This window comes from uncultured Flavobacterium sp. (assembly GCF_963974175.1).
In the GTDB taxonomy this organism is placed as follows: domain Bacteria; phylum Bacteroidota; class Bacteroidia; order Flavobacteriales; family Flavobacteriaceae; genus Flavobacterium.
In genome coordinates, this window is record NZ_CAXBBR010000002.1 from 146,992 (window position 1) to 173,826 (window position 26,835).

The following is a 26,835-nucleotide window of genomic DNA, read 5'->3' on the forward strand; positions in this document are numbered from 1 at the left end:
ATTTTTAAATTAAAAATTTTTGGCAAAAATCTAACATTTTTGGCAAACTAATGTTAATTATTTGTTAATAAAAAGACAAGCTCCGGTAAAATTTAACATAATTTTCAAGTTTTACTGCTTTTAAGGCTCTTTTGAAATTAAATTCCACTATTACGTAGTTAAAACGTTAAAAAGCTGCGTTTTTATAGGTTAAACAAAAAATACCTAAAATTCAAAAACTTATAAATCCTAATACAATAAAAAAAGCCTAGATTTAAATTTAAATCAAGGCTGCAAAAGCTCCGCTTTCCCTCAAAGGGTCGGCGCAATTGTCGTCTTCAAAATTTAGACAACAAAAAAAAGCAGGTGATTACTCACCTGCTTTTTTATTTATTTGAAATGAATTGACTTACAACATAATATATTAAAAAGTCACTATTCAAACCGTTCTGAATTAATTGCCGATTAATTCTGTTTTTTTTATATACTACTAGAAGTTATAACGAAGACTAAAATTCCAAGTTCTTCCGTATCCGAAGAAAACTTGATTTCCAGTTGCTACACCATCATACACCATATTATTTGATGCATAAGTACCTTTTGCAGGATTTCTAGAATCAATATTATCAGTAGTGAAAATATTTGTTCTAGACTCAGATATATAAACTTCGTCTAAAACGTTATTTACATTTAATCTAAAGCTAACAGAGCTCCTTTTATCTTTTCCTACTAACATTTTATAAGAAAAACCAGCATCCATTAATCCATAAGATGGCAATTCTAATGATCCATTATTAACTTCAGTTGAAAAATTAGTAGGATCAATTGAAGCATATAATTTTTGAGCTAATCTATAGTTTGCATCAAAACTAACTCTTTCAAATACTTCATATTTAGCACCAATACTAGCAGTGTTCTGGGCAGCATCACCAACTTTTACTTGATCTAAGTACAAAGTGGTTGAAGTTCCACCATCTATTGGTTGGTTATTAGCATCAAATCTGTTGCTATTAACATTTCCTTCATATATCCAGTTACCAATTGACAACATCGCATTTACACTTAATCTTGGTAATGGCTTAGCATTCAACTCTAATTCTACACCTGAGTGAATCTCAGTAATACCATTAAAATCATAGTATCCACCTACGTTAGCAATATCACGGTCAGAACTTCTTTGGTATCTATCTTTCCAAGAAGTATAGTACACGTTAAGATTAGCAGTAAAGAATCTTGAACGGTAACCGTATCCCGCTTCTAAACCTAAAACTTTTTCATTTACCAAGTTTGACGCAACAACTGATTGGTTATTAGGATAAACAGCGTTGAAGAAAGGTTGTTTTGAATAAAAACCAGAATTAACAAACACATTACTTGTTTCGCTAATATTATAATTTACACCACCTTTAACGTTACCTCCTAAGATATTTTCAAAATCAGTTTTGTACAAAGGATCAGTTTCCAAGTAAGTAAAAGTATCCTCTCTTTTAAATCCTTGTTGAGAAACTGCCCCTTGAAAGAATGCAGATAAATTCTCATTAGAATACTCTAATTGCGTAAATGCACCTAACCAGTTTACATAACCATTATTGTTATATTCAATTTTCTCTTGACCTTTAATATTTGTAAATGGGTTCAAGTCAGGAGAAGCATCATAGGTTTGATATAAAACTCTGTTTCTATTATTGATATCTCTATCATCTTTATATCCGTCAGCTCCTAGCCTATCATTAATATTTCTAAAATGATAACCAGTATATGTTCTTACATCAATACCAAAATCAAGTATTAATTTATCAGATAATTTTTTATTCAAATCAATAACAGCTCCATACCAGTCATGAGAGTTAATTGAAGCTCTTCTTGTAAAACCGTTACGTCTATCTGTTAAATATTGACCATCAGCACCTGCTGTTAAAGGCGCTCCAATAGTATTAGGCTGACCTGTATTGTATTTTACAAATTCATCAAATGGAACTAAACCATTAGCTGTTTTATAAGAGAAAGGAGTTTTTCCTATACTTCCAGTTCCTCCACCACGTCCCCAAGAACCGTAGAAAACAGATGATAATGTTGTATTGTCATTGATTTTGAAATCCCAATTTAACGAAGCAACCGGCTTGCTATAAAAGTTTCTAGCCCAAGAAAATTCTTCACCATTTTTAACACCCCAGTCAGAGTTATATTTAATATTTGGCTCTCCGTTAGAACCGTATTTAATATATTCTGATAATGGATTAGCAAAACTTCTTTGGTGGTGCCATTGAGGAGCTCCAGTGAAAGTGAATTGAAGATCATGTTTGTCGTTTGGTTTGTAACCAAATGCAATAAAATAATTTTTCCCTTCAAATTTAGTTCCGTCAACATATCCATCTCCAGTAGTCGAACTTAACAAAACAGATGCTGAAAAACCATTATCCATTAAACCAGTAGAGTAAGAACCTTGTACTTTCAAATAATCAGCATTACCAACAGAAGTAGAAACTGATCCACCTTCTTTCATTTCAGAAGTTCTAGTGATTACATTTATTGTACCCCCAACAGATGAAATAGCTAATTTAGAAGAACCTAAACCTCTTTGTACTTGCATTGCTGAAGTCACATCAGAAAGTCCAGCCCAGTTACTCCAATATACAGCTCCATTTTCCATATCGTTTACTGGCACACCGTTTATCATTACGGCTATATTTCTTTGGTCAAATCCACGAATATTAATTCGGGCATCTCCAAAACCTCCACCTTGTTTTGTAACATATACTGAAGGAGTGTTTGCTAAAATTTCTGGAAATTCCTGAGAACCCAACCTTTCTTGAATTTCTGACGCTTTGATCGTAGAAACTGCGACAGGAGTTTTTCTATCTTTTGCAATATCAAGAATACTACTTGTAACTACAATTTCATCTAATTCATTAGAATTTGAAGTTAAAACGATAGTTCCTAAATTTTTTGTAGTTCCTTCTACAACAGAAAACTTAACTGTCTTAGGTTCGAAACCTATAAAAGAAATAACTAATTCTCCAGAACTAACAGTTGTGTTAATCGAGAATTTACCATCAAAATCTGCAGAAACGCCAGTTTTAGTTCCTTTGATTGCAACATTTGCACCAGGTAATGAGCCTTGTCCGTCAGTAATAGTTCCAGTAACTTTCCCTTGAGAAAAAGCCGTTGCAACCATTAAAAACAGTAATCCAGAGAGTAACCAATTTTTCATTGTCTTCATTTTTTGTTTTTTATTAATTGCTGCAAAATTATAACAATTTTAACTAAAAGAGTTAAGACAATGTTAACAAATCCCGATATCGCACCCAATATAATTTATTAAATTAATATTTTTTCCTTAAAAAAAAACTATTTAATATTTTTTATTGTGTTTACCTGTTAATATATCAACATAAATGCAAAAAAAATGAAAATATCCGAAAAGTGACGAATACATGATTTCTCAGTAAAATCAAAACTTCCTACTGTAGTCAAAAAGCTCTCTTTTGCAAAAAAAGACGAAGAACAAACACTGTTGTAAAATCCTAAATTAATACTTCTTAGAAACTATATAACAAACTAAAACTCGATGTACTCTCGTAGCCAAAATTGAGTTTATTAGATTTATCAATTCCAATATATAATCGCAAGTTCTTGCACATTGGTTTGAGGAAGTCGTGTTTTTGACATTTTAGAATTATAATTAATCAACACCTTCGCGGCGATATCAATAGAAATAAAAAGCCCTTGTTTTTAATAAACAAGGGCTTTACATCATATCGTTTTAGTAATGAATTCTAAGCAATCTAATCTCGAATCTTTACTTTAGCATCTCAATTCTATTTATTCTTTAAATAATAATTCAAAAGAAAGGCAGTCGAACTGTCATGATTTTTTATTTCTTTAGAATTAAGTTCATCCAGAATAGAGTTGGCCAATTGTTTTCCCAGCTCAACACCCCATTGATCAAAACTAAATATATTCCAAATAACTCCTTGTACAAAAATCTTATGTTCGTATAGTGCAATCAAAGACCCTAATGACTTTGGAGTTAGTTTTTCTATTAAAATCGTATTCGTAGGCTTATTACCTGCAAAAACTTTAAAGGGCAATAAAAACTTCGCTCTCTCAGCATCAAGTCCTTGCTTGTCAAATTCAGCCTGTACTTTTTCTGCTGTTTTACCATGCATCAAAGCTTCCGTTTGTGCAAAATAGTTCGACATCAATTTATCATGATGCTCTTCGTCGCCATATAATGGTTTTACGAAACCAATAAAATCAGAAGGAATTAACTTCGTTCCTTGATGAATTAATTGAAAAAAAGCATGCTGTGCGTTAGTCCCCGGCTCACCCCAAATAATAGTCCCAGTCTCATAGTTAACGGGATTTCCGTCTCTACCTACACTTTTACCATTACTTTCCATTGTTCCCTGTTGTAAATAAGGAGCTAATTTTTGAAGGTATTGTGTATATGGAATCAAAGCTTCGCTTTCAGCTCCAAAGAAATTATTATACCAGATGCTTAGTAAGGCAAGAACAACCGGCATATTTTGATCAAAATCTGCAGTTTTAAAATGGTCGTCCATTTCATTTGCGCCACTTAACAATTCATCAAAATTATCAAAACCTACCGCCAAACTGATGGTTAACCCAACGGCGCTCCACAATGAAAACCGACCACCAACCCAGTCCCACATAGGGAATACATTGTCTGGATTAATTCCGAATTCGGTTACTTTTTGAATATTAGTAGAGACAGCCACAAAATGCTTGGCTATATCCTCTTGCTTTGTTCCGAACTCCTTAGATAAAAACCACTCTTTGATAGTTTCAGAGTTTGTTAACGTTTCTTGTGTGGTAAATGTTTTAGAAACAACCACAAAAAGAGTCGTTTCCGGATTCAGTTTTTTTATAATTTCATTTACATGATCTCCATCTATATTTGAAACAAAATGAACATTCAGCTGATTTTTATAAAACTGTAACGCTTCAACAACCATAGCCGGACCTAAATCAGAACCACCAATACCAATATTTACAATATCCGTAAAAGGTTTTCCAGTATATCCCGTTCGTTCTCCTGCTATTATTTCATTCGAAAAAGATTTTATCTTACTTTTTACATCATAAATTTCAGGAACGACATTTTGACCGTTTACATTTATAACCGCTGATTCTTTTGCTCTTAAAGCAGTATGGAGTACCGCTCTATTTTCTGTTTGATTAATGATCTCTCCGTCAAAATAATTTGAAATAGCCTTTTTTAAACCTACTTCATTTGCTAATTCCAATAACAGGTCAATAGTTTCTTGGTTGATTATATTCTTTGAATAATCTATTAAAAAATCATTCCATTTCAGGTTAAACTTTGCTGTCCTGGTAGCATCCACTTGAAACATCTCTTGCATAGTAGCATTTTGCATTTCATCAAAGTGCTTTTGCAGTTTTTTCCAAGATTCCGTGTGCGTGGGGTTTATTGTGTTTAAGGCCATTTTTATTTTAATTCAAGTATTAGTTCTATTGTGGCAAAAATACTGAAATTAGTTTTAATTGATTAACCCTTTTAATTTATATAACAATTTTACAGAAATCAAAAAGATATTAATGTCATAAAAGAAGAAGGGAGCTCAATTATTTACAGTAAATAATTGAGCTCCCTAATAAATTAACCCTCTGTGCTTTTCATCAAAAGAAATAGACTAAATTATAAATTTCCAATACTGTCTAATTCAAACTTCAATGGCTCAATAGTCTTTAAAAAACGAGATTTATTTGCGCTATTCATTGGTTCTCCTCCTGGCAAGTTTAATTTTAGAGCATCCACCTGTTTTCCGTTTTTCCAGAAACGATAACAAACATGAGGCCCTGTCGCTAAACCTGTACTTCCAACTCTACCAATAACATCTCCTTGATTTACATGTTGTCCACGTCTAACCAAAATTTTTGACATGTGTAAATATTGAGTAGAATAAGTTCCATTGTGTTTCACCTTTACATAATTACCATTTCCTGCAGTATATCCTGTTCTTTCAACTGTTCCTGAGGCAGTGGTCGTAATTGGCGTGCCTGTTGGCGCAGCATAATCAGTTCCTTTATGTGCTTTCCATCTGTGTTGTACGGGATGGTATCTGTTCATTGAAAATCGCGAGGTCAATCTGCTGAACTTAATAGGTGTTTTAAGAAAGAAATTTTTTAACGTTTTTCCATCCTCATCATAATAGCCTACTTTTCCCGAAGAAGGGTTTTGAACATAAGGGAAAGCATATATGATTTTGCCTTTGTATTCAAAAAAAGAAGCTTCTAGATTTTCTACTCCATCATAGATTGAATCATTTATAAATCTTTCCGTAAAAGTAAGAGCAAACCGGTCTCCTTTCTTTAATTTAAAAAAGTCAATCGACCATGAATATATTTTTGTTATTCTACTTGCTAAAGCAGCCTCTACTCCGGCATTTCCTAAAGTTTCAGATAACGATCCTTTTAAAACACCGCCTATAGTCCGTCTTCTTATGGTTATAGGTCTTGTTTTTTTATAAGCTACGACTGTAGTATCCCTAAAATCAAATACGTAATAACTCAAAGCATCTGGTTGATATACAAAAACCTGTAACTTATTTGTTTTGTCTTTTGACCTAAGCATCGTGTAAGCTCTGTTAGGCTTAATGTAACGAACATTAAAAGTATCCCTCACGCTGTTTACAATCTCAAACATTTTTCGGTCGCCGATGTTCTGTTTGCTTATAATTGTACCAAAAGTATCTCCTCTTTTGATGGTATCGTGAATGACATTAAATTCAGAATAATTAAACCCAAAATCAGAGTCCTCTGGTATTGGTTTAACTATTTTAACTTTACTCTCTAGTTCTTGATTATTATTAGATTTATTGCAGGATAGTATTGCTGTTAATACTATAAAAATTATTACTACTTGCTTCAAACCGTATTTTATTTTTTTAATTCAACTTAAATTTCTACACCCCAGTTCGCTAATTCGTCAGCGCTCCATAACTCCGGAAAAAATATCCTTCGCTGGTATTTTGGGTGCATGTATTTTTTCCAATCACTTCCTCCGGTCGCCTCTCCAGTCCCTTTTCCGCTTTGGTCAATGTATTTAATGGCAACATTTAAATGCTGCATCACCCAAGTAATATTCACGGTATGGTCAAAATGACGCATCGCTTTTACCAACTCAGGATTCTTCTGATCATCTTCTGGAAGCTGTTTGAATTTTTGCCAGATATTAATGGAGTTATACTCCTCCATATGGTCCAAGAATGTTTTTTTGTATTTTCTTTCAAATTCTTCTAACAAGTATGACTTCTTACCGGTCGCATAGTCTTTACCCGCCGCTTGCCAATATAAATGTTCAAAGGCATGTTCGTAAGGTGTATTTCTATCGATAGAACCTCTATAACGATGATCAATAAGATTAATCAAGTCAGTAGAAGAAAATTCAATTAATCGATACTGTGCGCTTTGAAAACCACTTGCTGGAGTCAGCGTGTTTCTAAACTTCATATATTGCTCCACTTCCATCCCGTTTTCCATAATACTGAAAGAGGTGGTAAGCATATCAAAATAACGGCTGATTCTCATTAATCTTTCAGCAAAAAAATCAGTTTTTATGTTTTGAGCATAGGATATTTGATTCATCTCCCAAAGAATCATCTTAAATATCAATTCGTTCACCTGATGATACATGATAAAAACCATTTCATCTGGAAGCGTTGTCCTTTGTGTTTGTATATTTAATAAGGCATCGGTCTGTATGTAGTCCCAATATGTAATTGGTTTGGACCAAAGTAAGCCTTCTAAGTGCGTTTCTGTTTTTTGGTTTATGGATGCATACTTTTGATCAATTTCGTTTAAAATAGCTTCTGCATTCTCACTAATGTTCATTATCTTTTTATTTTAAATGGATTGTTTAGTCCTTTAAATGCATCCAAGTCCGCTTTTATCGAACCCACGGCTAAGTCCGCTTTTATTCGAATAGGCAATCTATTATCATCGTCTGAAATCCAGACCGTTAGACTCTCCTGTTCTTTAAAAACACGACCTGATTGAACCATAGGTTTAAAGATCATGGATGACACAACGCCAAATTTAGTTGTAATATCTTCACGACCTGCAAACTTTAACTTAAATTTTGTGGTTTCATCATCAATAAACATATTAATGACAATAGACTCCCCTGGATTGATTTTATCAATATTAGGGTAATTTCTTAAATAGTAGAACGCGGATAAAATGTCTTGAGTGTTTTTTGGGGTAACAAAAGTTTTTTCATTTCTGTTTTTATAATCTTTTACCAAAACAGTATTAGCTGATTGATTAAAAAATCCTTCTTGACTTTTAATATATCCTCCTTCATTAATCTTCCTTACATACTGAAGTGGATTACCGGATTCCTTATCGATATAGCTTTCATACAAGTCGTCCACTTTGAAAAAAAAGCGAGACATCCCTGTCGTGAATCCTTTACCAATAACATGGAAAGTTTTCTTATTATCTATCACTGCGTCCTTGACCTCGAGCGTTGCATATCCTGCATTTACAAAACCATAATGGATTCGAAATTTAAACCATTCACCCACATCGTAAGCATCTTCTTTAGGAGAATCGAAACTTACGGTTAATATCAATAATAAGAATAGTATAAATTTTTTCATAACGTACTTTGTCTGTTTATTGACTGCAGTTGCAAATTTTGTTCCAAATATATCAAAACAAAAAAACTCAGTCAAATAATGACTGAGTTTTTATGCTATTAACTAACCAAAAAACTATAAATTATGAAATTTATATCAATACGGAAGGAAACCACCCCTTCCATTTTGCGAGTGCAAAGGTAAGTAACAAAACTACATTTTTTATCAAAAAATAAAGTTTAACATATCATTCACAAAATCACATGTTGTTGGTCGGTTATTTTTTCACATAATGTAAAAAAAAGAGCTTTTTATAGCGTTCCTCGCAATGCTTGCTCTCTCTCTATAGACTCAAACAACGCCTTGAAATTACCTGCTCCAAAGCCTTTGGCTCCCATTCTTTGAATAATTTCGAAAAATAAAGTCGGTCTGTCTTGCACTGGTTTTGTGAAAATTTGCAATAAATATCCTTCTTCATCTGCATCTACCATAATAGCAAGCTTCTCGATTTCATTTAAATCTTCTTTCATCATTTTCATGTGATCTCCCAATCGTTCCGGAATCGCTTGATAATAAGTATGAGGAGGGGCAGACAAAAATTCAACACCTCTAGCTTTTAACTGACTTACTGTTTTAATGATATCATCGGTTGCGATGGCTATATGTTGTATTCCAGGTCCACCATAAAAATCAAGGTATTCCTCGATTTGTGATTTCTTCTTCCCTTCTGCAGGTTCGTTTATAGGGAATTTAATTCTACCATTTCCGTTTGACATTACTTTACTCATCAAAGCCGAATACTCTGTATTGATTTGTTTGTCATCAAAAGAAAGGAAATTTACAAATCCCATCACGTCTTCGTAGAACTTAACCCAAGTATTCATTTCATTCCAACCTACATTCCCTACCATATGGTCAATGTATTTTAATCCGGTTGGTTCTGGATTGTAATCTGATTTCCATTCTTTATACCCTGGCAAGAAAACACCATTGTAGTTTTTACGTTCTACAAAAATATGAACGGTTTCTCCGTAGGTATAAATCCCAGAACGGACTACTTCACCATGCTCATCTTTTTCAACTGTAGGCTCCATAAAAGAACGAGCACCACGTTTCATTGTTTCTTCGTAAGCACTAGTTGCATCCTCTACCCAAAGAGCTGCCACTTTTACTCCGTCTCCATGTTTTCTTAAATGCTCATGTATAGGAGAACCTTGCGTTAAGGGCGTAGTCAATACGATTCGTATCTTATCTTGTTTCAACACATAAGAGGTTCTGTCTCTCACTCCAGTTTCTAATCCGGCATACGCCAAAGATTGATAACCGAAGGCTGTTTTATAATAATGAGCTGATTGTTTAGCATTTCCTACATAGAATTCTACGTAATCGGTTCCTAATAAAGGAAGGAAATCTTGTGCTCCTTCAAATATTTTTTCTAGTCCGTATTCTACTGATTTTACTTCTTTTGCCATTGTGTTTATTTTTTATGTGAAATCTAATTTTGGAACGCGGATAACGTGAATAAAACTGATTTTCACGGATTTTTTCTAATTTAAAATTTGTTTATTATTTGTACTTAACCCTAGCCCTGATGGTAGCGGCATCCTTTATGTTTTTTCTTGAAAAACATAAAGATATAGCGGACAGCAGGAAATAGCTCCTCCCTTCGACTCCACTCAGGAATTTGTTATTCTACCCAAGATTTATAGTATTGACCGTCGTCAAGCCCCATTGCTTCTTCCGTAACCATAAGAGTTCTAAAAGTATCAACCATTACCGCTAACTCTTCCGTAGCCGTATGACCAATGCTTCTTTCCATTGCTCCAGGTGCAGGGCCGTGAGGAATTCCTTTTGGATGTAATGTAATATGACCTTGTTCAATATTATTTCTACTCATAAAATCACCGTCAACATAATACAATACCTCATCACTATCGACATTGCTGTGATTGTAAGGAGCGGGAATTGCTTTTGGATGATAATCGTACAACCTTGGTACAAATGAACAGATCACAAAAGTGGATGTTTCAAATGTTTGGTGTACCGGTGGTGGCTGATGAACGCGTCCTGTTATAGGTTCGAAATTATGAATACTGAATCCGTATGGAAAATTGTATCCATCCCAACCCACTACGTCAAAAGGGTGCGTTGCATAAACTACCTCATGCATCGTTCCTTCTTTTTTGATTTTGATAAGGAAGTCTCCTTTTTCATCGTGAGTTTCCAATTCGCTTGGCAAAATAAAATCGCGTTCACAGAATGGAGAATGCTCTAAATGCTGACCCGATTCATTTTTATAGCGTTTTGGCGTATAAATTGGCGCGAAAGACTCGACATACAACAAGCGATTGACTGATGTTTCAAAATCAATTTGATAGATAATCCCTCTTGGAATAATCAGGTAATCTCCATACTCAAATGGGATATTCCCCATCATGGTGCGTAATTTTCCTTTCCCTTTGTGAATGAAAATCATTTCATCGGCGTCGGCATTTTTATAAAAATACTCCCGCAATGATTTCTTAGGTGCTGCTAACCCAATCGTACAATCTTTATTAACAAGTAACGCTTTGCGGCTGTCGAGAAAATCATCTTCGGCTTTCAGATCAAATCCTTTTAACAACAAGGATTTAATATTTTTACCAATAGCAATTTTTGGCTCTACAGAATAAGACTTAATGATTTCTTTTACCTGTGTAGGTCGGTGGACGTGGTACAGCAATGCAGAATTTCCGTGGAAACCCTCTGTTCCAAAGAGTTGTTCGTAATAAAAACCTCCATCAGGTTTTTCAAATTGTGTGTGTCTTTTTTGAGGGAAAGTCCCCAATTTATGATATAATGGCATGATTAATTTATTTATAAGTTTAACAGTTTAAAGTAGAGATTACTTTATAACGCACTAAGTTAAATCAAAAAATAGTTGCTCACTCAGGATTTCTCTTGATGAGGAATTGAAGATAATCCAATAAACCTAGCCATTTTGTTTTCATTATAACAAATATCGGAATTTTTATTGATATAGATTAAATTTAAAATAAAAATCCAATAGTAAACCACGTATATCCTTTTTTGGTTTCTGGAGACCAGGTGTGTTTAATTTCTATTGGACCGATAACGGTTTCTAAACCATACCCTACAGCATAACCTGAATATTTAGGTAGCGACACCCAGTCAATGGATTCAAACATTCTATCGCCCAAGTTTGCGAAATTTGCAGCAAAATTCAAATGGTTTTTTTTATAGAACTCATAATCAACAGTTGCTGTCGACTTAATATAACTATTGGCAGCTATACTTAAAAAATCATAGCCATAAAAATGCCTGAAATTATTGATTTGATTGTAGCCATATCCTCCCAAAACAAAATTAAAAAAAGTAACACTGTCATTTCCAAAAGAAAACCCAGCTTCAGTTTGAACTTTAAGAGTAGTGTTTTTTAAAATTGTTGTTGCAAATCCAAAATCAGTTTTGGCAATCGAAAACTGATTAAAAGTACCTGTATAATCAGATGAAACTAAAAAAGATTGTATATCTCCAGAAAAATACCATCCTTTTTTAGGGAAAAACTTGTTATCAAATGAATCATAATTTAAATACCCAAAAAGACTTAAGTAATTACTCTTATCAATTATAGGATTACTATTAGCCAATGTTCCTGAATTAATTTTTAGGAACTTATACTCTAGTCCTCCTCCAATAAGAAATTTTTGAACAAATAAAGATTGGAAATAAACCTGATTTGTCACATCCGAAAAATCGACATTAATCGAATTCACACCCAATGTTTCAAAATCTAAAGTACTTATTTCTCTGGTTATATTTTTATTAAATTGATTAAAATAGGACTTGAATCCAAAGCTTAGATTGTAGCCGTTTTCAATATAATAGCCGAAATTATAGCGGAAGTTGTCTCCAAGTGCAATATCCAGCGATGCAACATCATTTTTAAACAATGTTTTTTTACGTGTTAAGTTTACCAAAACAGCACTCTTGAACAATCCGTCATAATGCAAGCCAAATTTTAAATAGGATTTCGTTTTATTCTCTTTTAAAGTAAGGTTCAAGTCATCATCCTGATGGCTTGGTTCCAGTGTATAGTTAATAGCTCTGAAATTTTCTGTCGCATTAATATTATTCATCCCTGCCTCTAACTGCTTATACGTAATTTTAGCACCAGGTTTAAATCGTAATTTACCAATCACATATTCTTTAGTATAATTATCTAACTCGTCACAATTTATATCTACAATTTGCAAACTATCTGTTGGGACTACTAATTTGGATTTTCGATATTTATTTGAATCCCCAACTAATGCTTCTATTTTTTCATACACTGCAAATGTAGCTTCCTCCCCTTTTATAATAATTTCTTTTCCTTTATCAAATGAGATAACCCCATAATCTTTAATATCCGGTTTAATGTAAATATCCGTTTTCGAGATACTTTCCTTCATCTTTTCTATCGAATGAAGATTTGTAATTTGAACCAAAATTCTAGTGGCGTCTTTTAGCGAATTTCTATCTCTTAAATCATCTTGCACGTCTACACCGATGATTATATCCGCACCAAGTTTTCTTACTTCATCGACAGGGTAATTATTAGTGACTCCTCCGTCTACCAATAGTTTACCATCTATTTCTACTGGAGAAAATAAGGATGGAAATGCGGAACTGGCAATCATCGCCTGCGCCAGACTCCCTTTATTTAACAAAACTTCTTTACCTGTTTCTATATCAGTAGCGATACATAAAAAAGGAATCGGCAATTTATTAAAATCCCTTACATGTCTTACGTGTCTTGTGATTCTACTTAATAAATTAAAATTATACATTCCTTTTGAAAGTGCTTCCGGTATTCCAATTTTGAAATTATTGAATGGCAGCACCAGCGCATACAATTCGTCATTCTTTTTTTCATAAAAGTTTTTGGAAGACCTTGGAATAAAATCATTTATCAATTCATCAAAATTTGTAGCTTGAAATATCGAATCAATCTGTGATGCGGTATATCCCGAGGCATAAAGTCCCCCAACAACTGACCCCATACTTGTTCCTCCAATATAGTCGATTTTTAAACCTGCCTCCTCAAGCACTTTTAAAACCCCTATATGCGCAAAACCTTTGGCACCACCACCGCTTAAAACCAAGCCTACTTTTGGTCTGTTCTCCTCTTGTGAAAACAAGGTCAAACAACTCATGAAAAGAAAAAGTAAAAGGTGCTGTTTTTTCATAAAAAGCATGTGGTTTTTAGTAGTGTTCTTGTTTGTATAACTAATATTTCACTTAAAATCATTCAGTTACCATCTTGTAAAAGTCGACAATTTTTTTGGCTTTTGAAGCACCTATAACGTCAGAAATTTCTTTTTCGGTTGCTAATTTTAATCTTTTAACACTTTTAAAATGTTGAATTAACGCTAACATGGTTTTTTCGCCAATACCAGGAATCGATTCTATAGAAGAATTTAGCGCCGCTTTACTCCTTTGGTCTCTATGATGTGTAATTCCAAATCGATGCGCTTCATTTCGCAATTGCTGAATCACTTTCAAAGTTTCTGATTTTTTATCTAAATATAAAGGGACTGAATCCCCAGGATAAAATAACTCTTCGAGCCTCTTGGCTATACCGATTATCGCTATTTTTCCTCGCAATCCTAAATCATCTATACTTTTTAGCGCTGCTGATAGCTGTCCTTTTCCTCCATCAATAATTATCAACTGTGGTAAAGGCTGATCTTCATCCAATAGCCTTTTATAACGTCGATACACTACTTCGGTCATTGACGCAAAATCATCCGGCCCTTCAACCGTTTTTATATTAAAATGACGATAATCTTTCTTACTAGCTTTACCATCTTTAAAAACGACACAAGCAGCAACCGGGTTTGTCCCTTGAATATTAGAATTATCAAAACATTCAATATGCCTTGGTTCAAATGACAATCGCAGATCTTTTTTCATTTGCGCCATAATTCTATTGGTATGCCTATCAGGATCTACAATTTGTAATTGTTTCAGCTGTTCAATTCTATAAAACTTCGCATTTCGAACAGAAAGATCCAGAATTTGTTTTTTATCCCCTAATTGCGGGACCGTTACTTTTAAATTCTCTCCCAAATCAACTGGAAACGGCACAATAACTTCTCGAGATAATAATTGAAAACGCTCCCTGAGTTCTATTATTGCCAATTCTAATAATTCAGCATCTGTTTCCTCCAGCTTCTTCTTGATTTCCATGGTATGAGATCGAATAATCGAGCCGTGTGAAATTTGTAAGAAATTCACATAAGCAGCACTTTCGTCAGAAACAATCGAGAACACGTCAATATTCGTAATTTTTGGATTTACGATAGTAGAGCGCGATTGATAATTCTCAAGCACTTCGATCTTTTCTTTTATCTTTTGCGCTTCTTCAAAATGCATGTCCTGGGCTAATTCCATCATGACTCTTTTAAAGTCTTTCATGCTTTCTTTGAAATTTCCTTTCAGTATTTCTCGAATGGCATCCACCTGCTGTTGATAATTTTCTAAAGACTCATACCCCTCGCAAGGCCCTTTACAATTCCCGATATGGTATTCGAGACAAACCTTAAACCTCCCACTATCTATGTTCGATTTACTTAAATCATAATTACATGTTCGCAGTGGATAAAGCTCTTTTATTAGCTCTAAGATTGTATTTACCGTTTTAAAACTAGTGTAAGGACCGAAATATTCCGAACCGTCCTTTACCATTCTCCTAGTGGCAAAAATTCTAGCAAAAGGTTCTTTTTTTATGCACAACCAAGGATAGCTTTTGTCATCACGTAACAAAACATTATATCGTGGTTGCAACGTTTTTATAAGATTGTTTTCTAACAGCAGCGCATCTGTTTCAGTAGGCACCACAATATGCTTTATGGTAACAATCTTTTTTACCAAAACATTCGTTTTGGCAGTATCATGAATTTTATTGAAATAGGAAGAAACTCTTTTTTTTAAATTATTTGCTTTCCCTACATACAAGATTTTTCCGTCCTTATCATAATATTGATATACGCCGGGACCATCAGGTAAGGTTTGTATTTGAAGCGCTAGAGTTGGGTTTTGCATTATAATGTTATTTCACAAAGATACATCTTGATTCAGCGAGATGCATATCCATTCTTATTACTTTGGAGTTATTTATCTATTTAAGTCCAAATTTACGAATTACAAATAATAATCTCTAATTTTGGTTTTTTAAAACATCATGAAAAACATCAAATCCATAGTAATTTTAGGAGAATCCATTTTGCCAGGCGAAAGCAAAACAATTGATATGGAAATTGCTAAACTACATAACACGGCAGAACTAAAAATTCCAATAATAGTTCGACGTTCTAAAATCGATGGTCCAGTGGTCCTTTTTTCAGCGGGAATCCATGGTGACGAAATCAATGGCGTTGAGATTGTGCGTCAACTGATCACTAAGAAAATTAATAAACCAAAAAAAGGAACCATCATTTGTATTCCCATAATCAACATGTTTGGCTTTCTTAACAAAAGCAGAAAATTTCCTGATGGCAGAGACTTGAATCGCGTTTTTCCAGGAAGCAAAAGTGGCTCTCTTGCCAGCCGTTTCGCATACCACATGCTTACTGAAATCATGCCATTAGTTGATTATGCAGTTGATTTTCATGCAGGAGGCGCTAGCAGATTCAATGCCCCTCAAATTCGACTCGCCCCAAACAATCCGGAATTAAAAACTTTGGCCGATGTCTTTAACGCTCCGTTTACTTTATATTCTAAAAACATTGCAGGTTCTTTCAGAAATTCAAGTCATAAATTGAATGCACAAATGTTGCTTTTTGAAGGCGGAAAGTCCCTTGACATTGACGAGTCTGTTTCAGATGCAGGAGTGCAAGGCGTAAAACGGATCTTAAGACATCTTGATATGTTAGATCCAAAAATTAGCGTTGAGGAACCAGAATCTGAAACCATTTATATTGAAAAATCGGGTTGGATACGAGCACAATGTTCGGGTATGTTACACGATAATGGCTGTATAGGACGGTATGTACAAAAAGGCACTCTTCTCGCTATCATTACAGATCCTTTTGGAGAGTTTGAACGAAAGGTAAACGCACCTAATGATGGTTATATCATCAATGCAAACCTATCTCCTATTGTTTATCAAGGTGATGCGGTCTACCACATTAGCAAGACTTTGAAAACCTAACAATTATCATATTTTTACTCATCATTGCACAGTAGTTTTGAATAAAAATTACAAGCATGCAATTCTGGAAAAAATTATCACAAATAGAGAGACAAGAACGCATTCAAAAAGCGTTAAATGAAAATGTAAATTTCGCAAAGGATACCTCGTTGGGATATCCAGCATCTAAATTAGACGGAAAAGTATTCTATAGCGATGCTCCTTTCCTGAAAGACGCCCCTACATTACAAACTTATGTTGCTAACCCCAACCATATCGGCTGTCATACACTTGGTACTTCAGAGAAAGCATTCAAAGGAACCCAAGAAATGGAACGGGAAGTATTAAATGTTCTTGCTATCGATATTTTTAAAGCGCAACCCGATTCTTTTGACGGATATATTGCTCCAGGCGGAACAGAAGCTAACATCCAAGCAATCTGGATTTATCGCAATTATTTCATGTACAAACAGAATGCAAAACTTTCTGAAATTGCCATTATCGCCTCAGAAGACACGCATTATTCCATTCCTAAAGCGGCTAACTTATTAATGTTAGACTGGCTAAACATTCCAGTCGATTTTGACACACGTCTTATCGATGTTTTTGCATTAGAAAACATCATTATCAATGCGAAAGAAAGAGGGAAGAAATATTTTATTGTCGTTTCAAATATGGGAACCACGATGTTTGGCGCAGTTGACAACCCAGACGACTATACCCAAATTCTAGAAAAACATCAGTTAAAATACAAACTGCATATTGATGCTGCCTATGGCGGTTTCGTATATCCTTTCAGCAACAAAGACAGCGTCATCAATTTCGACAATCCAAAAATCAGCTCCATTACTATTGACGCGCATAAAATGCTTCAGGCACCTTATGGAACAGGAGTTTTTATTTGTAAAAAAGGGTTGATTGAGAATGTACTAACCAAAGAAGCCGAATATGTAGAAGGAATGGATCTAACCCTTTGCGGAAGTAGATCTGGAGCCAATGCAGTAGCGGTATGGATGATATTATTTACCTATGGTCACTTTGGATGGTGCGAAAAAATTAGAGTTTTACAAATGAGAACCGAATGGCTGTGTGAAAAACTAGACGAACTACAGGTTTCTTATTTTAGAGAACCGTTTATGAATATCGTGACTATTCCGGCCCAATTCATCACAAAAACATTGGAAGAGAAATACGATTTAGTCCCTCAAAAGCATGGCGGTGATAATCAATGGTATAAAATTGTGATTATGGATCATGTTGAAGTAGATCATTTGAGTACTTTTATAGCAGATTTAAAAGAGACCATCCATGCAAAAAAAGGAATTACGCTCGAAGTATAAAGCCCTAAGAAGCCAACTTTCTGAAAACGATATAGAAACCATGAGTATGGCTATTGCCAATCAGTTGCTTGCACTGCCTATTTGGGAAAAGACGTATTTCCATATTTTTCTACCCATTACAGAGCAAAAAGAAGTAGATACAGAATTAATCCTACATTTACTTTCTGGAAAAGACAAAGAAATTCTCATTTCAAAAGCCGATTTTGAAACTCGAAAGATGACCCATTTTCTTTTGACTGACAATACCAAAATCAAGAAAAACGAGTACAACATTCCAGAACCCGTTGACGGAATCGAAGTTCCTTCAAATAAAATTGAGGTTGTTTTTATACCCTTATTGGCTTACGACAAACAAGGCCATCGTGTGGGCTATGGCAAAGGTTTTTATGACCGCTTCTTAAGGGAATGCACCCCAGAAACCATAAAGATTGGGCTTTCATTTTTTGAAGCTGAAGATTCAATTAAAGACATCCATGATGATGACATCAGGATGAATTATTGTATCAATCCAAAAAATAACTATAAGTTCGAATAATAACACCTAATTTCGCAGTCTAAAAAATATTTTAACTTATGAAAGTTACTAAAACTTCAAAATTTGTTATGACCGTTATGGTTATTCTGTTTACTATATCATTGTCAAGTTGTAGCTTCAGAACCACAACACACAAGTCAAATTATAAAGCAAAAAGAATTCCACCTGGGCAAGCCAAAAAGATTAATGGCAGTAAAAGCGCAAAATATTATGCTCCAGGGCATAATAAATAATAAAAAAAGACCAACTCAGTATTTGAATTGGTCTTTTTTTTATCTGAGTTTTTAAGTCTAACTCTTATGAAACGCTTTTTTATTGAAAAATATTAATATCCCTACACCTGTAGAAATGGCCATATCAGCTACATTGAAAATGGCATTGAAAAAAGTAAAATCTTTACCACCCCAAAGAGGCAACCAGCTAGGCAGGGTTCCATGCCAAAACGGAAAATAAAACATATCTACTACTTTACCATGAAAATAAGTACCATAGGGCTGATCTGAAAATAACGTGGCTAATTGAGAGTGGCTATCGTCAAAAATCACACCGTAAAAAACAGAGTCAATTATGTTCCCGAAAGCTCCTGCAAGTATTAGTACGATCGCTACTATCAAATAATTTGAACTGTGTTTCTTCTCAACTGAGTCCCACAACCAATACCCAATTCCACCAACAGCAACTAGTCTAAATAGTGTTAGAATTAATTTACCGTAGGTTCCTGGAATTTCAGTACCCCATGCCATTCCTTCATTTTCGATGAATAGAATCTTGAACCATCTAAAAACTTCCACTTCTTCTCCTAATACAAAACTAGTTTTGACATATATTTTCGAAACTTGATCAACGATTAATATAATGAAGATAAGTAGATACGCTTTTCGTAATGACATTTTATAAATTTTAAGTGGCGCAAAAGTAGTTAAATTCTAAAAAATAAATTCCAAATCCCAATAATTTTATAAGTTATTATTGGAATTTGGAATTTTACTATTGAAATTTTAAATTTCTTATCGTTGCAAGTTTTTAGCTTCTATACTCATGGTTGCATGAGGAACAATTTTTAATCGATCTTTGCTGATTAGCTTACCTGTAACTCTACATACACCGTATGTTTTATTCTCTACACGGAATAATGCATTTTTTAAATCACGGATAAACTTCTCCTGACGGATCGCTAACTGTGAGTTTGCCTCTTTAGACATAGATTCACTACCTTCCTCAAATGCTTTGAATGTAGGTGATGTATCATCAGTTCCATTATTCAAATCATTCATGTAAGCACTCTTAATCAAATCTAAATCAAACTGTGCTTTGTGAATTTTATTTAGAATTATCTCTTTGAACTCTGCCAAATCAGCGTCAGAGTATCTTGTTGGTGCCTCTACCATAATCTAATTATTTGTAATTAATATTTTCGTTTGTACGTCGTCAAATTCTATTTCAATTCCATCACTGATACTATCTTCAAAAACCAATTCTTCTGTTAGTGTTTCTGATTTAATATAGTCCACATTCGGTTTTACCGCCTCTTCCAAAATGTCATTTTTTTGCAAATGCACTTTTATTTTATCCGTCACTTCAAATCCCGAATCCTTTCTGATGTTCTGAATTCTGTTCACTAACTCTCTTGCAATTCCTTCTTTTTTCAATTCCGGAGAAATAACAATGTCAAGCGCAACCGTTATTCCATTAGAGTTAGCAACCAACCATCCTTCAATATCTTGGGACGAAATTTCCACATCTTCTATTGTTAAAGTTATGCTTTTTCCAGCAATAACAAGCTCTAAGGTTCCATTGCTCTCCAATTGATTGATTTTTTCAGCAGAAAAACCCTGTATCTCTTTGGAAATCAACCCCATGTCTTTTCCGAAACGAGGCCCTAGCGTCTTGAAATTTGGCTTAATTTGCTTCACTAAAACTCCAGAGGCATCATCTAAAAATAAGATTTCTTTAACATTTACCTCCGCTTTTATAAGGTCAGAAACTGCTTCAATTTCATGCCTTTGCTTCTCGTCAAGTACCGGAATCATTACCTTTTGTAAAGGTTGACGCACCTTAATCATTTCCTTTTTACGGAGTGATAAAACTAATGACGAGATAGTTTGTGCTTTCTGCATTTTACTCTCTAACAATTTATTAACAAAGTTTTCAACGTGTTTTGGAAACTCTGCCAAATGTACACTGTCAAATTTTTCTGACTGTGTTGCTAAAGTTAAGTCTCTGTAAAGCTTGTCCATAAAGAAAGGCGCAATAGGAGCTCCTAATTTACTTATCGTTAATAAACAGGTATATAATGTTTGGTAAGCCGCAATTTTATCCTGTGCATACTCGCCTTTCCAAAAACGTCTTCTGCATAAACGAACATACCAGTTACTTAGATTTTCTTGTACGAAATCAGAAATGGCACGAGCTGCTTTTGTAGGCTCATAATCAGCATAGAAACCATCTACATCTTTTATCAATGTATTCAATTCTGAAATAATCCATTGATCAATTTCAGGTCGCTCATTTAATGGAATTTCAGCTTCCTCATATTTAAATCCGTCGATGTTAGCATACAAACTAAAGAACGAATACGTATTGTATAAGGTTCCAAAGAATTTTCTGCGAACCTCAGCAATTCCCTCAAGGTCAAATTTCAAATTGTCCCAAGGATTTGCATTCGATATCATATACCATCTTGTGGCATCCGGACCGTATTCAGCTAATGTTTCAAAAGGATCTGCTGCATTTCCTAAACGTTTAGACATTTTTTGTCCATTTTTGTCTAAGACTAATCCATTTGAAACTACATTTTTATAGGCTACTTTATCAAAAACCAAAGTCGCAATCGCGTGTAAAGTATAAAACCATCCACGGGTTTGATCCACGCCTTCAGCAATGAAATCAGCCGGAAAATCTTTATTCTCGTCAATTTTATCTTTGTTTTCAAAAGGATAATGCCATTGTGCATATGGCATAGATCCACTATCAAACCAAACGTCAATCAAATCAGCTTCACGCGTCATTGGTTTCCCAGAAGCAGAAATTAAGGTGATTTCATCGACTACATTTTTATGTAAATCAATTAAATCATAGTTTTCTTCGTCCATATTTCCTATTTCGAATCCTTTGAAAGGGTTCTCTTTTTGGAATCCGGCCTGAATTGACTTTTCTATTTCGTTGTATAACTCCTCTACTGAACCTATTAGAATTTCTTCTTGTTTGTCTTCTGTTCTCCAGATTGGCAATGGGATTCCCCAGAACCTTGAACGAGATAAATTCCAGTCATTGGCATTTTTTATCCAGTTTCCAAAACGACCTTCTCCTGTCGATTTTGGTTTCCAGTTAATCGTTTCGTTCAGGTCAAACATTCTGTCTCTCACCTCAGTGATTTTTATAAACCAAGAGTCAAGCGGATAGTATAAAATTGGTTTGTCCGTTCTCCAACAATGTGGGTAACTGTGGACATATTTCTCTACTTTGAATGCTTTATTTTCTTCTTTTAAACGAATTGCAAGTTCTACATCAATAGAACGATCTGGCGCTTCACCATCTTCATAATATTCGTTTTTTACATATTTACCAGCATATTCGCCCATATGTGAAGTGAATTTTCCTTGTAAATCTACTAATGGAACCGGAGTACCACTTTCATCCAAAACCAATAATGGCGGAACTTCTGGTGTTGCTTCTTTCGCTACTTTTGCATCATCTGCACCAAAAGTTGGTGCTGTATGTACAATTCCTGTTCCGTCCTCGATTGTAACAAAATCTCCTGAAATTACTCTAAAAGCATTTTCTGGGTTTTGATAAGGCAATGCGAATGGCAACAATTGCTCGTAACGAATCCCAACTAAATCAGCCCCTTTGCATTCTGCAAGGATCTGGTATGGAATTTTTTTATCTCCTTCTTTATAATTTTCAAAATCAGTAAGGTCTTTACTTTCATAAAATCCTTTCCCGAATTGTTTTCCAACTAAATTCTTAGCCAAAACGACATTCGTTAATGAAAACGTATATTGATTGAAGGTTTTGACTAAAACATACTCAATTTTTGGACCTACAGTCAAAGCTGTATTTGACGGCAAAGTCCATGGCGTTGTTGTCCAAGCCAAGAAATAAACCTCATCAAGATCTAAAACTGATAATTTATAATGTTGTAGATTTTTTGAACTGATATAATCATAAAACTTCGAACATAATAGTTCTCTTGACGACTCCAAAACTTTGAATTGCGCTACAACCGTTGTGTCAGTTACATCTCTATAACTTCCTGGCTGATTCACTTCGTGCGAACTCAATCCTGTTCCTGCTTTTGGAGAATAAGGTTGAATGGTGTAGCCTTTGTACATCAAATCTTTATTATAGATTTGTTTAAGCAACCACCAAACCGTTTCCATATATTTAGGTTTATAAGTCACATATGGATCTTCCATATCTACCCAATAGCCCATTTTTTCAGTCAAATCATTCCATACATCAGTATAACGCATTACGGTTTTTTTACAAGCCTCGTTATATTCTTCGATGGAAATAGACTTTCCTATATCTTCTTTTGTAATACCTAATTCTTTCTCGGTACCTAATTCCACAGGTAATCCGTGAGTATCCCAACCTGCTTTACGCTTAACTTGGAATCCTTTTTGTGTTTTATATCTGCAAAAAATATCTTTGATGGCGCGTGCCATTACATGGTGAATTCCCGGTAATCCATTTGCCGAAGGCGGACCTTCAAAAAATACGTAAGGAGTATTCCCTTCACGTGTAGTTACACTTTTCTCAAAGATGTTTTCTTTTTTCCAAAAATCTAGTACTTCTGATGCTACAGTTGGTAAGTCAAGTCCTTTGTATTCAGTAAATTTTGTGCTCATTTTATCCTTTTCTTTAATCGATGTGCGAAAGTAAGGAATTTTGAATAAAACAAAGAAAAGTAAAGCATAAATAGCTGAATGTAATAGTACAATTCGGCAAACCATCCATTAAACTATTCAATTTGTAGGTTTTTATGAAAAAACCTCTTTTAGAACCTCTACTGATTTTGGTTTTTTGAAGCCATCAAGATGCATCATATAATAATCAATAAGGATTTTCAAAACCAGCTGTCTTTCAATAACGTGGAATACTTTTTGGTCATTATCAAATCGTAAAGTGATGAGTTTTTTAAACAAATTTGTTTCATGCGCGGTCAAGGAGCTAATGGCATGAAAGGGAGTAAAAACACCATTTGTCATTTCAAAAAAAGGCATATCCATATCAGAAATATCGGGGTAAAAACCTAAGTACTTTGTAGTTTCCAGCATTAAAATCAAATGAAAATTAGCTATTTCATCGTGGTTATCAAGCCAAAGCAATGCAGCTTCTAGAAAGTCAAAAAGCGATTCGTTTTTTTCTTCTTCGTGGATCGAATGATGCAAAACTTCAGAAATAAACATCACAATCGTGCTCTTGTAAATATCGGAGTGTATTGTTTGAAAGGGTGTACTTATTTTTATTTCTTTAAAATTCTCCAAAGTGCCTTTGTTCTTATGTACTGCTTCTATTTCGAGAATAGACAACGGTTGGAAATAGGCTATTTTTTGGTTTGATTTTCGTCCAGAAAACGCATCACGAACGAAGTAAGACTTTAATCCATGCGATTGAGTAAAGCATTTTACAATCAAGCTTTTTTCCTGGAATTTTATCGATGAAAGAACTATCGCTTTTGTTTTGACTTGCATTTTTTAGGTATTGGATTTTAGGTTTTAGGTGTTGGTTTTGAAGACACTAACACCTAGCACCTGAAACCTATCTGATTATCATCACTTTTTTAACTTTGGTTTCCACTCCGTCTTGCGCCGATATGAAAATCATATACACCCCCGAAGCCACCTTGTATTTCCCAAAAGCGGTTGTGTCCCATTCTATTGTACCTCCTTCTGAAATAACTTCATACACTAAATTACCCGCAATATCAGTGATTTTCACATTCGCTTTATTGATTAATCCAGCGATTTTTACCGTTCCGTCATATTCAGGCCGCACTGGGTTTGGGTAAACATAAGCATTACTTAAGTCTTCACTTGCTGCTGTTGCAATGCCTTTAAATGAAATCAGCCCTTTGGCTGTCGCGATAAAAACTTCGCCAGTTGTACTATTTATATCAATGTCATTAATAACATTACTTGGCAAAGGTGAATTGTTTATCGTAAAATGATATTTCGTCTCTTGACCGTTCGCCGATACCATAAACAAACCAGAATCTGCAGTACCTATCCATTTATTGTTTGCCCCATCGACTGAAATATCTGTGATAAATTGCTCATAAAGTAATTCTTGAGCAAGGTTGTCATCTAATATAATTATAGGATTAGCCGTTAGTTGATCCGCGGTTTGAAAACTCCCCACGTTAGACAATACTCGTAAACCCTTTATCGTCCCTATCCACAGTTGATTTCGATTATCTATAGCCAAAGCCCTAACATCTGAAGCTGGCAAATTTCCTTTGTCAGTACCCATCGTAATTTTTTTGAACGTATTATTACTTTCGTTAAAACCAACGACACCATCTCTATTTGTCGCCATCCATTTAGTCCCGTTCTTATCAATAACCATTCTACCAAAACTATTGTCTTCACTGGCGTCTAATATATTGTCTGTCGAAAAACTCTGCCAGTCCCCACTAGTTTTCAATACTTTTAATCCATTTTTTACCCGGCTGTTTGTAACCCAAAAAGCTCCGTTTTTATCAAATGCGGCTCCGTTTATTCGAACATCAAAATAATTAGGACCAACAAAACTTAACGATTCTAAACCGCTATTGGTTTGATTATATAAAAAGCTAGGCTTGTCCGCTTCTATTTTTAATAATCCCGAAAAGAACGAACTGGCATATACTTCATCCTCTTTATTTGGATTCACCGTTATTCTACAAATTGATTTCGTTCCTAAAACTGATTTATAAGGAATATTTAACCATCCGGACTGACTGTATTTACTAATACCATAGCTATCTAAGTCATATGGGTTATAAGCAAAATCATAGTCACCATAAACTGCCCACAAGGAACTTGATGTTGTTTGAAAGGCAAAAATATTATTTCTTGAAGGCCCCATAGGGGTTGTGTTTTCAAAAACAGAAACGGTGGCGATTGTTGTGGTTAGCAAACCATTTTCTTTTGTTCCAATGTAAATCACATCATTAATACTTGTGGCACAACTAAAAACAGGAATATAATCTGGTATTTGATTGTTATTTATTTGGCGTACTAAAATCAATTGTTTGCTATATACGTAAACATTGGCAGCGGTAGTTAAGATTAAATAAGTTCCATTAGCCCGTATGTCCAGTGCAGGCTGAGATAGTGTGGTAAAGCCCACAAACGAATTTGTATTTGCATTGTATTTATTTACATTTCCCGAATTATTAACTGCAATTAGCTCCGTTCCAAAAACTTCTATACCAGACCAACTTCCGGTTGTCACCAACTCCCATTGCTTGTAGTCATTTAAATTTTTACTTGAAATTGCAGCACGTCGAACGCCATTATCAGTGGCAGCATAAATAGATCCGTTATGAACTGCCGTTTGTCTGACACTTATTTCTGCACCTTCATCGCCAATGAAATAGGTATCACCAAAAAGCATACTTTTTAAATCAAATTGAACAATACCAAAGTCACAGGAAACATATACAATCCCATCAAACTCCATGAAATGATTTACTTTTTTCATGTTTGCAGGAAGTTGTTTATTGATAATATCAACCACTTTCAACATGCTACCATCAGATTCATTGATCACGATCATAAGTCCGTTTTCATAACCGATTAATGTTTTATTAAAAATAGCGCTATAGTAAAGAGAGCTTATCGTTTGGCCTGAAAGCCCATCAACTGTATTGGTTGTTTTTATTTGATTGTCAGTTGTGTTTTTCGAAAACAAAGCATTTTCTGAGGCAGCAAAGATTGTAGTAGAAGAGGCTGAAACATCTTTAATCTCATTATATGAAAAATAGCCCTGCCACAACAAATTATTTTGGGAAAAACCCATTTGGGTGAGTAGTAAAATTAGAAGGCTATAAAATATTTTTTTCATTATAAATGGTACTTATGATTCACAAATATAGCACAAACGAAAGTATTCGGTTTTTGTTCTAATCAAAAAAAATGCCTTCTACCCAATCTCGAAGTATCGAGATGGCAGAAGGCATTTAATTTA

The 26,835-nt window shown here is 34.5% G+C and carries 18 protein-coding genes; 4 read left to right on the forward strand and 14 right to left on the reverse strand.

Going from position 1 to position 26,835, the window contains the following annotated elements:
* Positions 1–469: 469 nt before the first annotated feature.
* The 9 genes from AAC069_RS03575 to uvrC form a co-directional block, all read right to left on the reverse strand.
* Positions 470–3,199 carry a TonB-dependent receptor gene (locus AAC069_RS03575; protein ID WP_339919132.1) on the reverse strand — a complete coding sequence of 910 codons (2,730 nt, stop codon included), beginning with the start codon at positions 3,197–3,199 and terminating at the stop codon, positions 470–472.
* A 598-nt stretch (positions 3,200–3,797) separates the two neighbouring features.
* Positions 3,798–5,450, reverse strand: a complete 1,653-nt coding sequence (gene pgi / locus AAC069_RS03580) for a glucose-6-phosphate isomerase (protein ID WP_339919133.1) — start codon at positions 5,448–5,450, stop codon at positions 3,798–3,800.
* A gap of 212 nt (positions 5,451–5,662) precedes the next feature.
* Complete coding sequence (locus AAC069_RS03585; protein WP_339919134.1) at positions 5,663–6,895, reverse strand: peptidoglycan DD-metalloendopeptidase family protein; 1,233 nt, start codon at positions 6,893–6,895, stop codon at positions 5,663–5,665.
* Between the two features lie 26 nt (positions 6,896–6,921).
* On the reverse strand, positions 6,922–7,857 hold the full coding sequence (locus tag AAC069_RS03590; protein ID WP_339919135.1) for a tryptophan 2,3-dioxygenase family protein: 936 nt from the start codon (positions 7,855–7,857) through the stop codon (positions 6,922–6,924).
* The gene (locus AAC069_RS03595; protein ID WP_339919136.1) at positions 7,857–8,627 is read right to left on the reverse strand and encodes a DUF3108 domain-containing protein; all 771 of its coding nucleotides are present in this window, start codon (positions 8,625–8,627) and stop codon (positions 7,857–7,859) included. The genes AAC069_RS03590 and AAC069_RS03595 overlap by 1 nt, the downstream gene beginning before the upstream one ends.
* 290 nt (positions 8,628–8,917) lie before the next feature.
* Positions 8,918–10,078 carry a 4-hydroxyphenylpyruvate dioxygenase gene (hppD, locus tag AAC069_RS03600; RefSeq protein ID WP_339919137.1) on the reverse strand — a complete coding sequence of 387 codons (1,161 nt, stop codon included), beginning with the start codon at positions 10,076–10,078 and terminating at the stop codon, positions 8,918–8,920.
* 215 nt (positions 10,079–10,293) lie between these two features.
* Entirely contained in the window at positions 10,294–11,451 is a 1,158-nt protein-coding gene (locus tag AAC069_RS03605; protein WP_339919138.1) for a homogentisate 1,2-dioxygenase, read from the reverse strand.
* A gap of 184 nt (positions 11,452–11,635) precedes the next feature.
* The gene (locus AAC069_RS03610; RefSeq protein ID WP_339919139.1) at positions 11,636–13,837 is read right to left on the reverse strand and encodes a patatin-like phospholipase family protein; all 2,202 of its coding nucleotides are present in this window, start codon (positions 13,835–13,837) and stop codon (positions 11,636–11,638) included.
* A 58-nt stretch (positions 13,838–13,895) separates the two neighbouring features.
* Positions 13,896–15,695 (reverse strand): excinuclease ABC subunit UvrC, encoded by a 1,800-nt coding sequence (gene uvrC, locus AAC069_RS03615; RefSeq protein WP_339919140.1) that lies wholly within the window; start codon positions 15,693–15,695, stop codon positions 13,896–13,898.
* A 139-nt stretch (positions 15,696–15,834) separates the two neighbouring features.
* On the opposite strand from uvrC, the gene AAC069_RS03620 reads away from it, so the two are divergent.
* The 4 genes from AAC069_RS03620 to AAC069_RS03635 are packed head-to-tail and all read left to right on the forward strand — an operon-like array spanning position 15,835 to position 18,890.
* Positions 15,835–16,803 carry a succinylglutamate desuccinylase/aspartoacylase family protein gene (locus AAC069_RS03620; RefSeq protein ID WP_339919141.1) on the forward strand — a complete coding sequence of 323 codons (969 nt, stop codon included), beginning with the start codon at positions 15,835–15,837 and terminating at the stop codon, positions 16,801–16,803.
* Positions 16,804–16,859: 56 nt separating this feature from the next.
* Positions 16,860–18,122: a pyridoxal-dependent decarboxylase gene (locus tag AAC069_RS03625; RefSeq protein ID WP_339919142.1), complete on the forward strand. Its 1,263-nt coding sequence runs from the start codon at positions 16,860–16,862 to the stop codon at positions 18,120–18,122.
* Entirely contained in the window at positions 18,091–18,657 is a 567-nt protein-coding gene (locus AAC069_RS03630) for a 5-formyltetrahydrofolate cyclo-ligase (RefSeq protein ID WP_339919143.1), read from the forward strand. The genes AAC069_RS03625 and AAC069_RS03630 overlap by 32 nt, the downstream gene beginning before the upstream one ends.
* 38 nt (positions 18,658–18,695) lie before the next feature.
* Positions 18,696–18,890, forward strand: a complete 195-nt coding sequence (locus tag AAC069_RS03635) for a hypothetical protein (RefSeq protein ID WP_339919144.1) — start codon at positions 18,696–18,698, stop codon at positions 18,888–18,890.
* Positions 18,891–18,947: 57 nt separating this feature from the next.
* Here the strand turns inward: AAC069_RS03635 and AAC069_RS03640 are convergent, their stop codons facing one another.
* From AAC069_RS03640 to AAC069_RS03660, 5 genes are all read right to left on the reverse strand, one after another.
* The gene (locus AAC069_RS03640; protein ID WP_339919145.1) at positions 18,948–19,547 is read right to left on the reverse strand and encodes a lipoprotein signal peptidase; all 600 of its coding nucleotides are present in this window, start codon (positions 19,545–19,547) and stop codon (positions 18,948–18,950) included.
* A 117-nt stretch (positions 19,548–19,664) separates the two neighbouring features.
* Positions 19,665–20,045: a TraR/DksA C4-type zinc finger protein gene (locus AAC069_RS03645; protein WP_091091182.1), complete on the reverse strand. Its 381-nt coding sequence runs from the start codon at positions 20,043–20,045 to the stop codon at positions 19,665–19,667.
* 3 nt (positions 20,046–20,048) lie between these two features.
* Entirely contained in the window at positions 20,049–23,510 is a 3,462-nt protein-coding gene (ileS, locus tag AAC069_RS03650; RefSeq protein WP_339919146.1) for an isoleucine--tRNA ligase, read from the reverse strand.
* A gap of 132 nt (positions 23,511–23,642) precedes the next feature.
* On the reverse strand, positions 23,643–24,356 hold the full coding sequence (gene recO, locus AAC069_RS03655) for a DNA repair protein RecO (protein ID WP_339919147.1): 714 nt from the start codon (positions 24,354–24,356) through the stop codon (positions 23,643–23,645).
* Between the two features lie 67 nt (positions 24,357–24,423).
* The gene (locus tag AAC069_RS03660; protein WP_339919148.1) at positions 24,424–26,712 is read right to left on the reverse strand and encodes a T9SS type A sorting domain-containing protein; all 2,289 of its coding nucleotides are present in this window, start codon (positions 26,710–26,712) and stop codon (positions 24,424–24,426) included.
* Positions 26,713–26,835 lie beyond the last annotated feature (123 nt).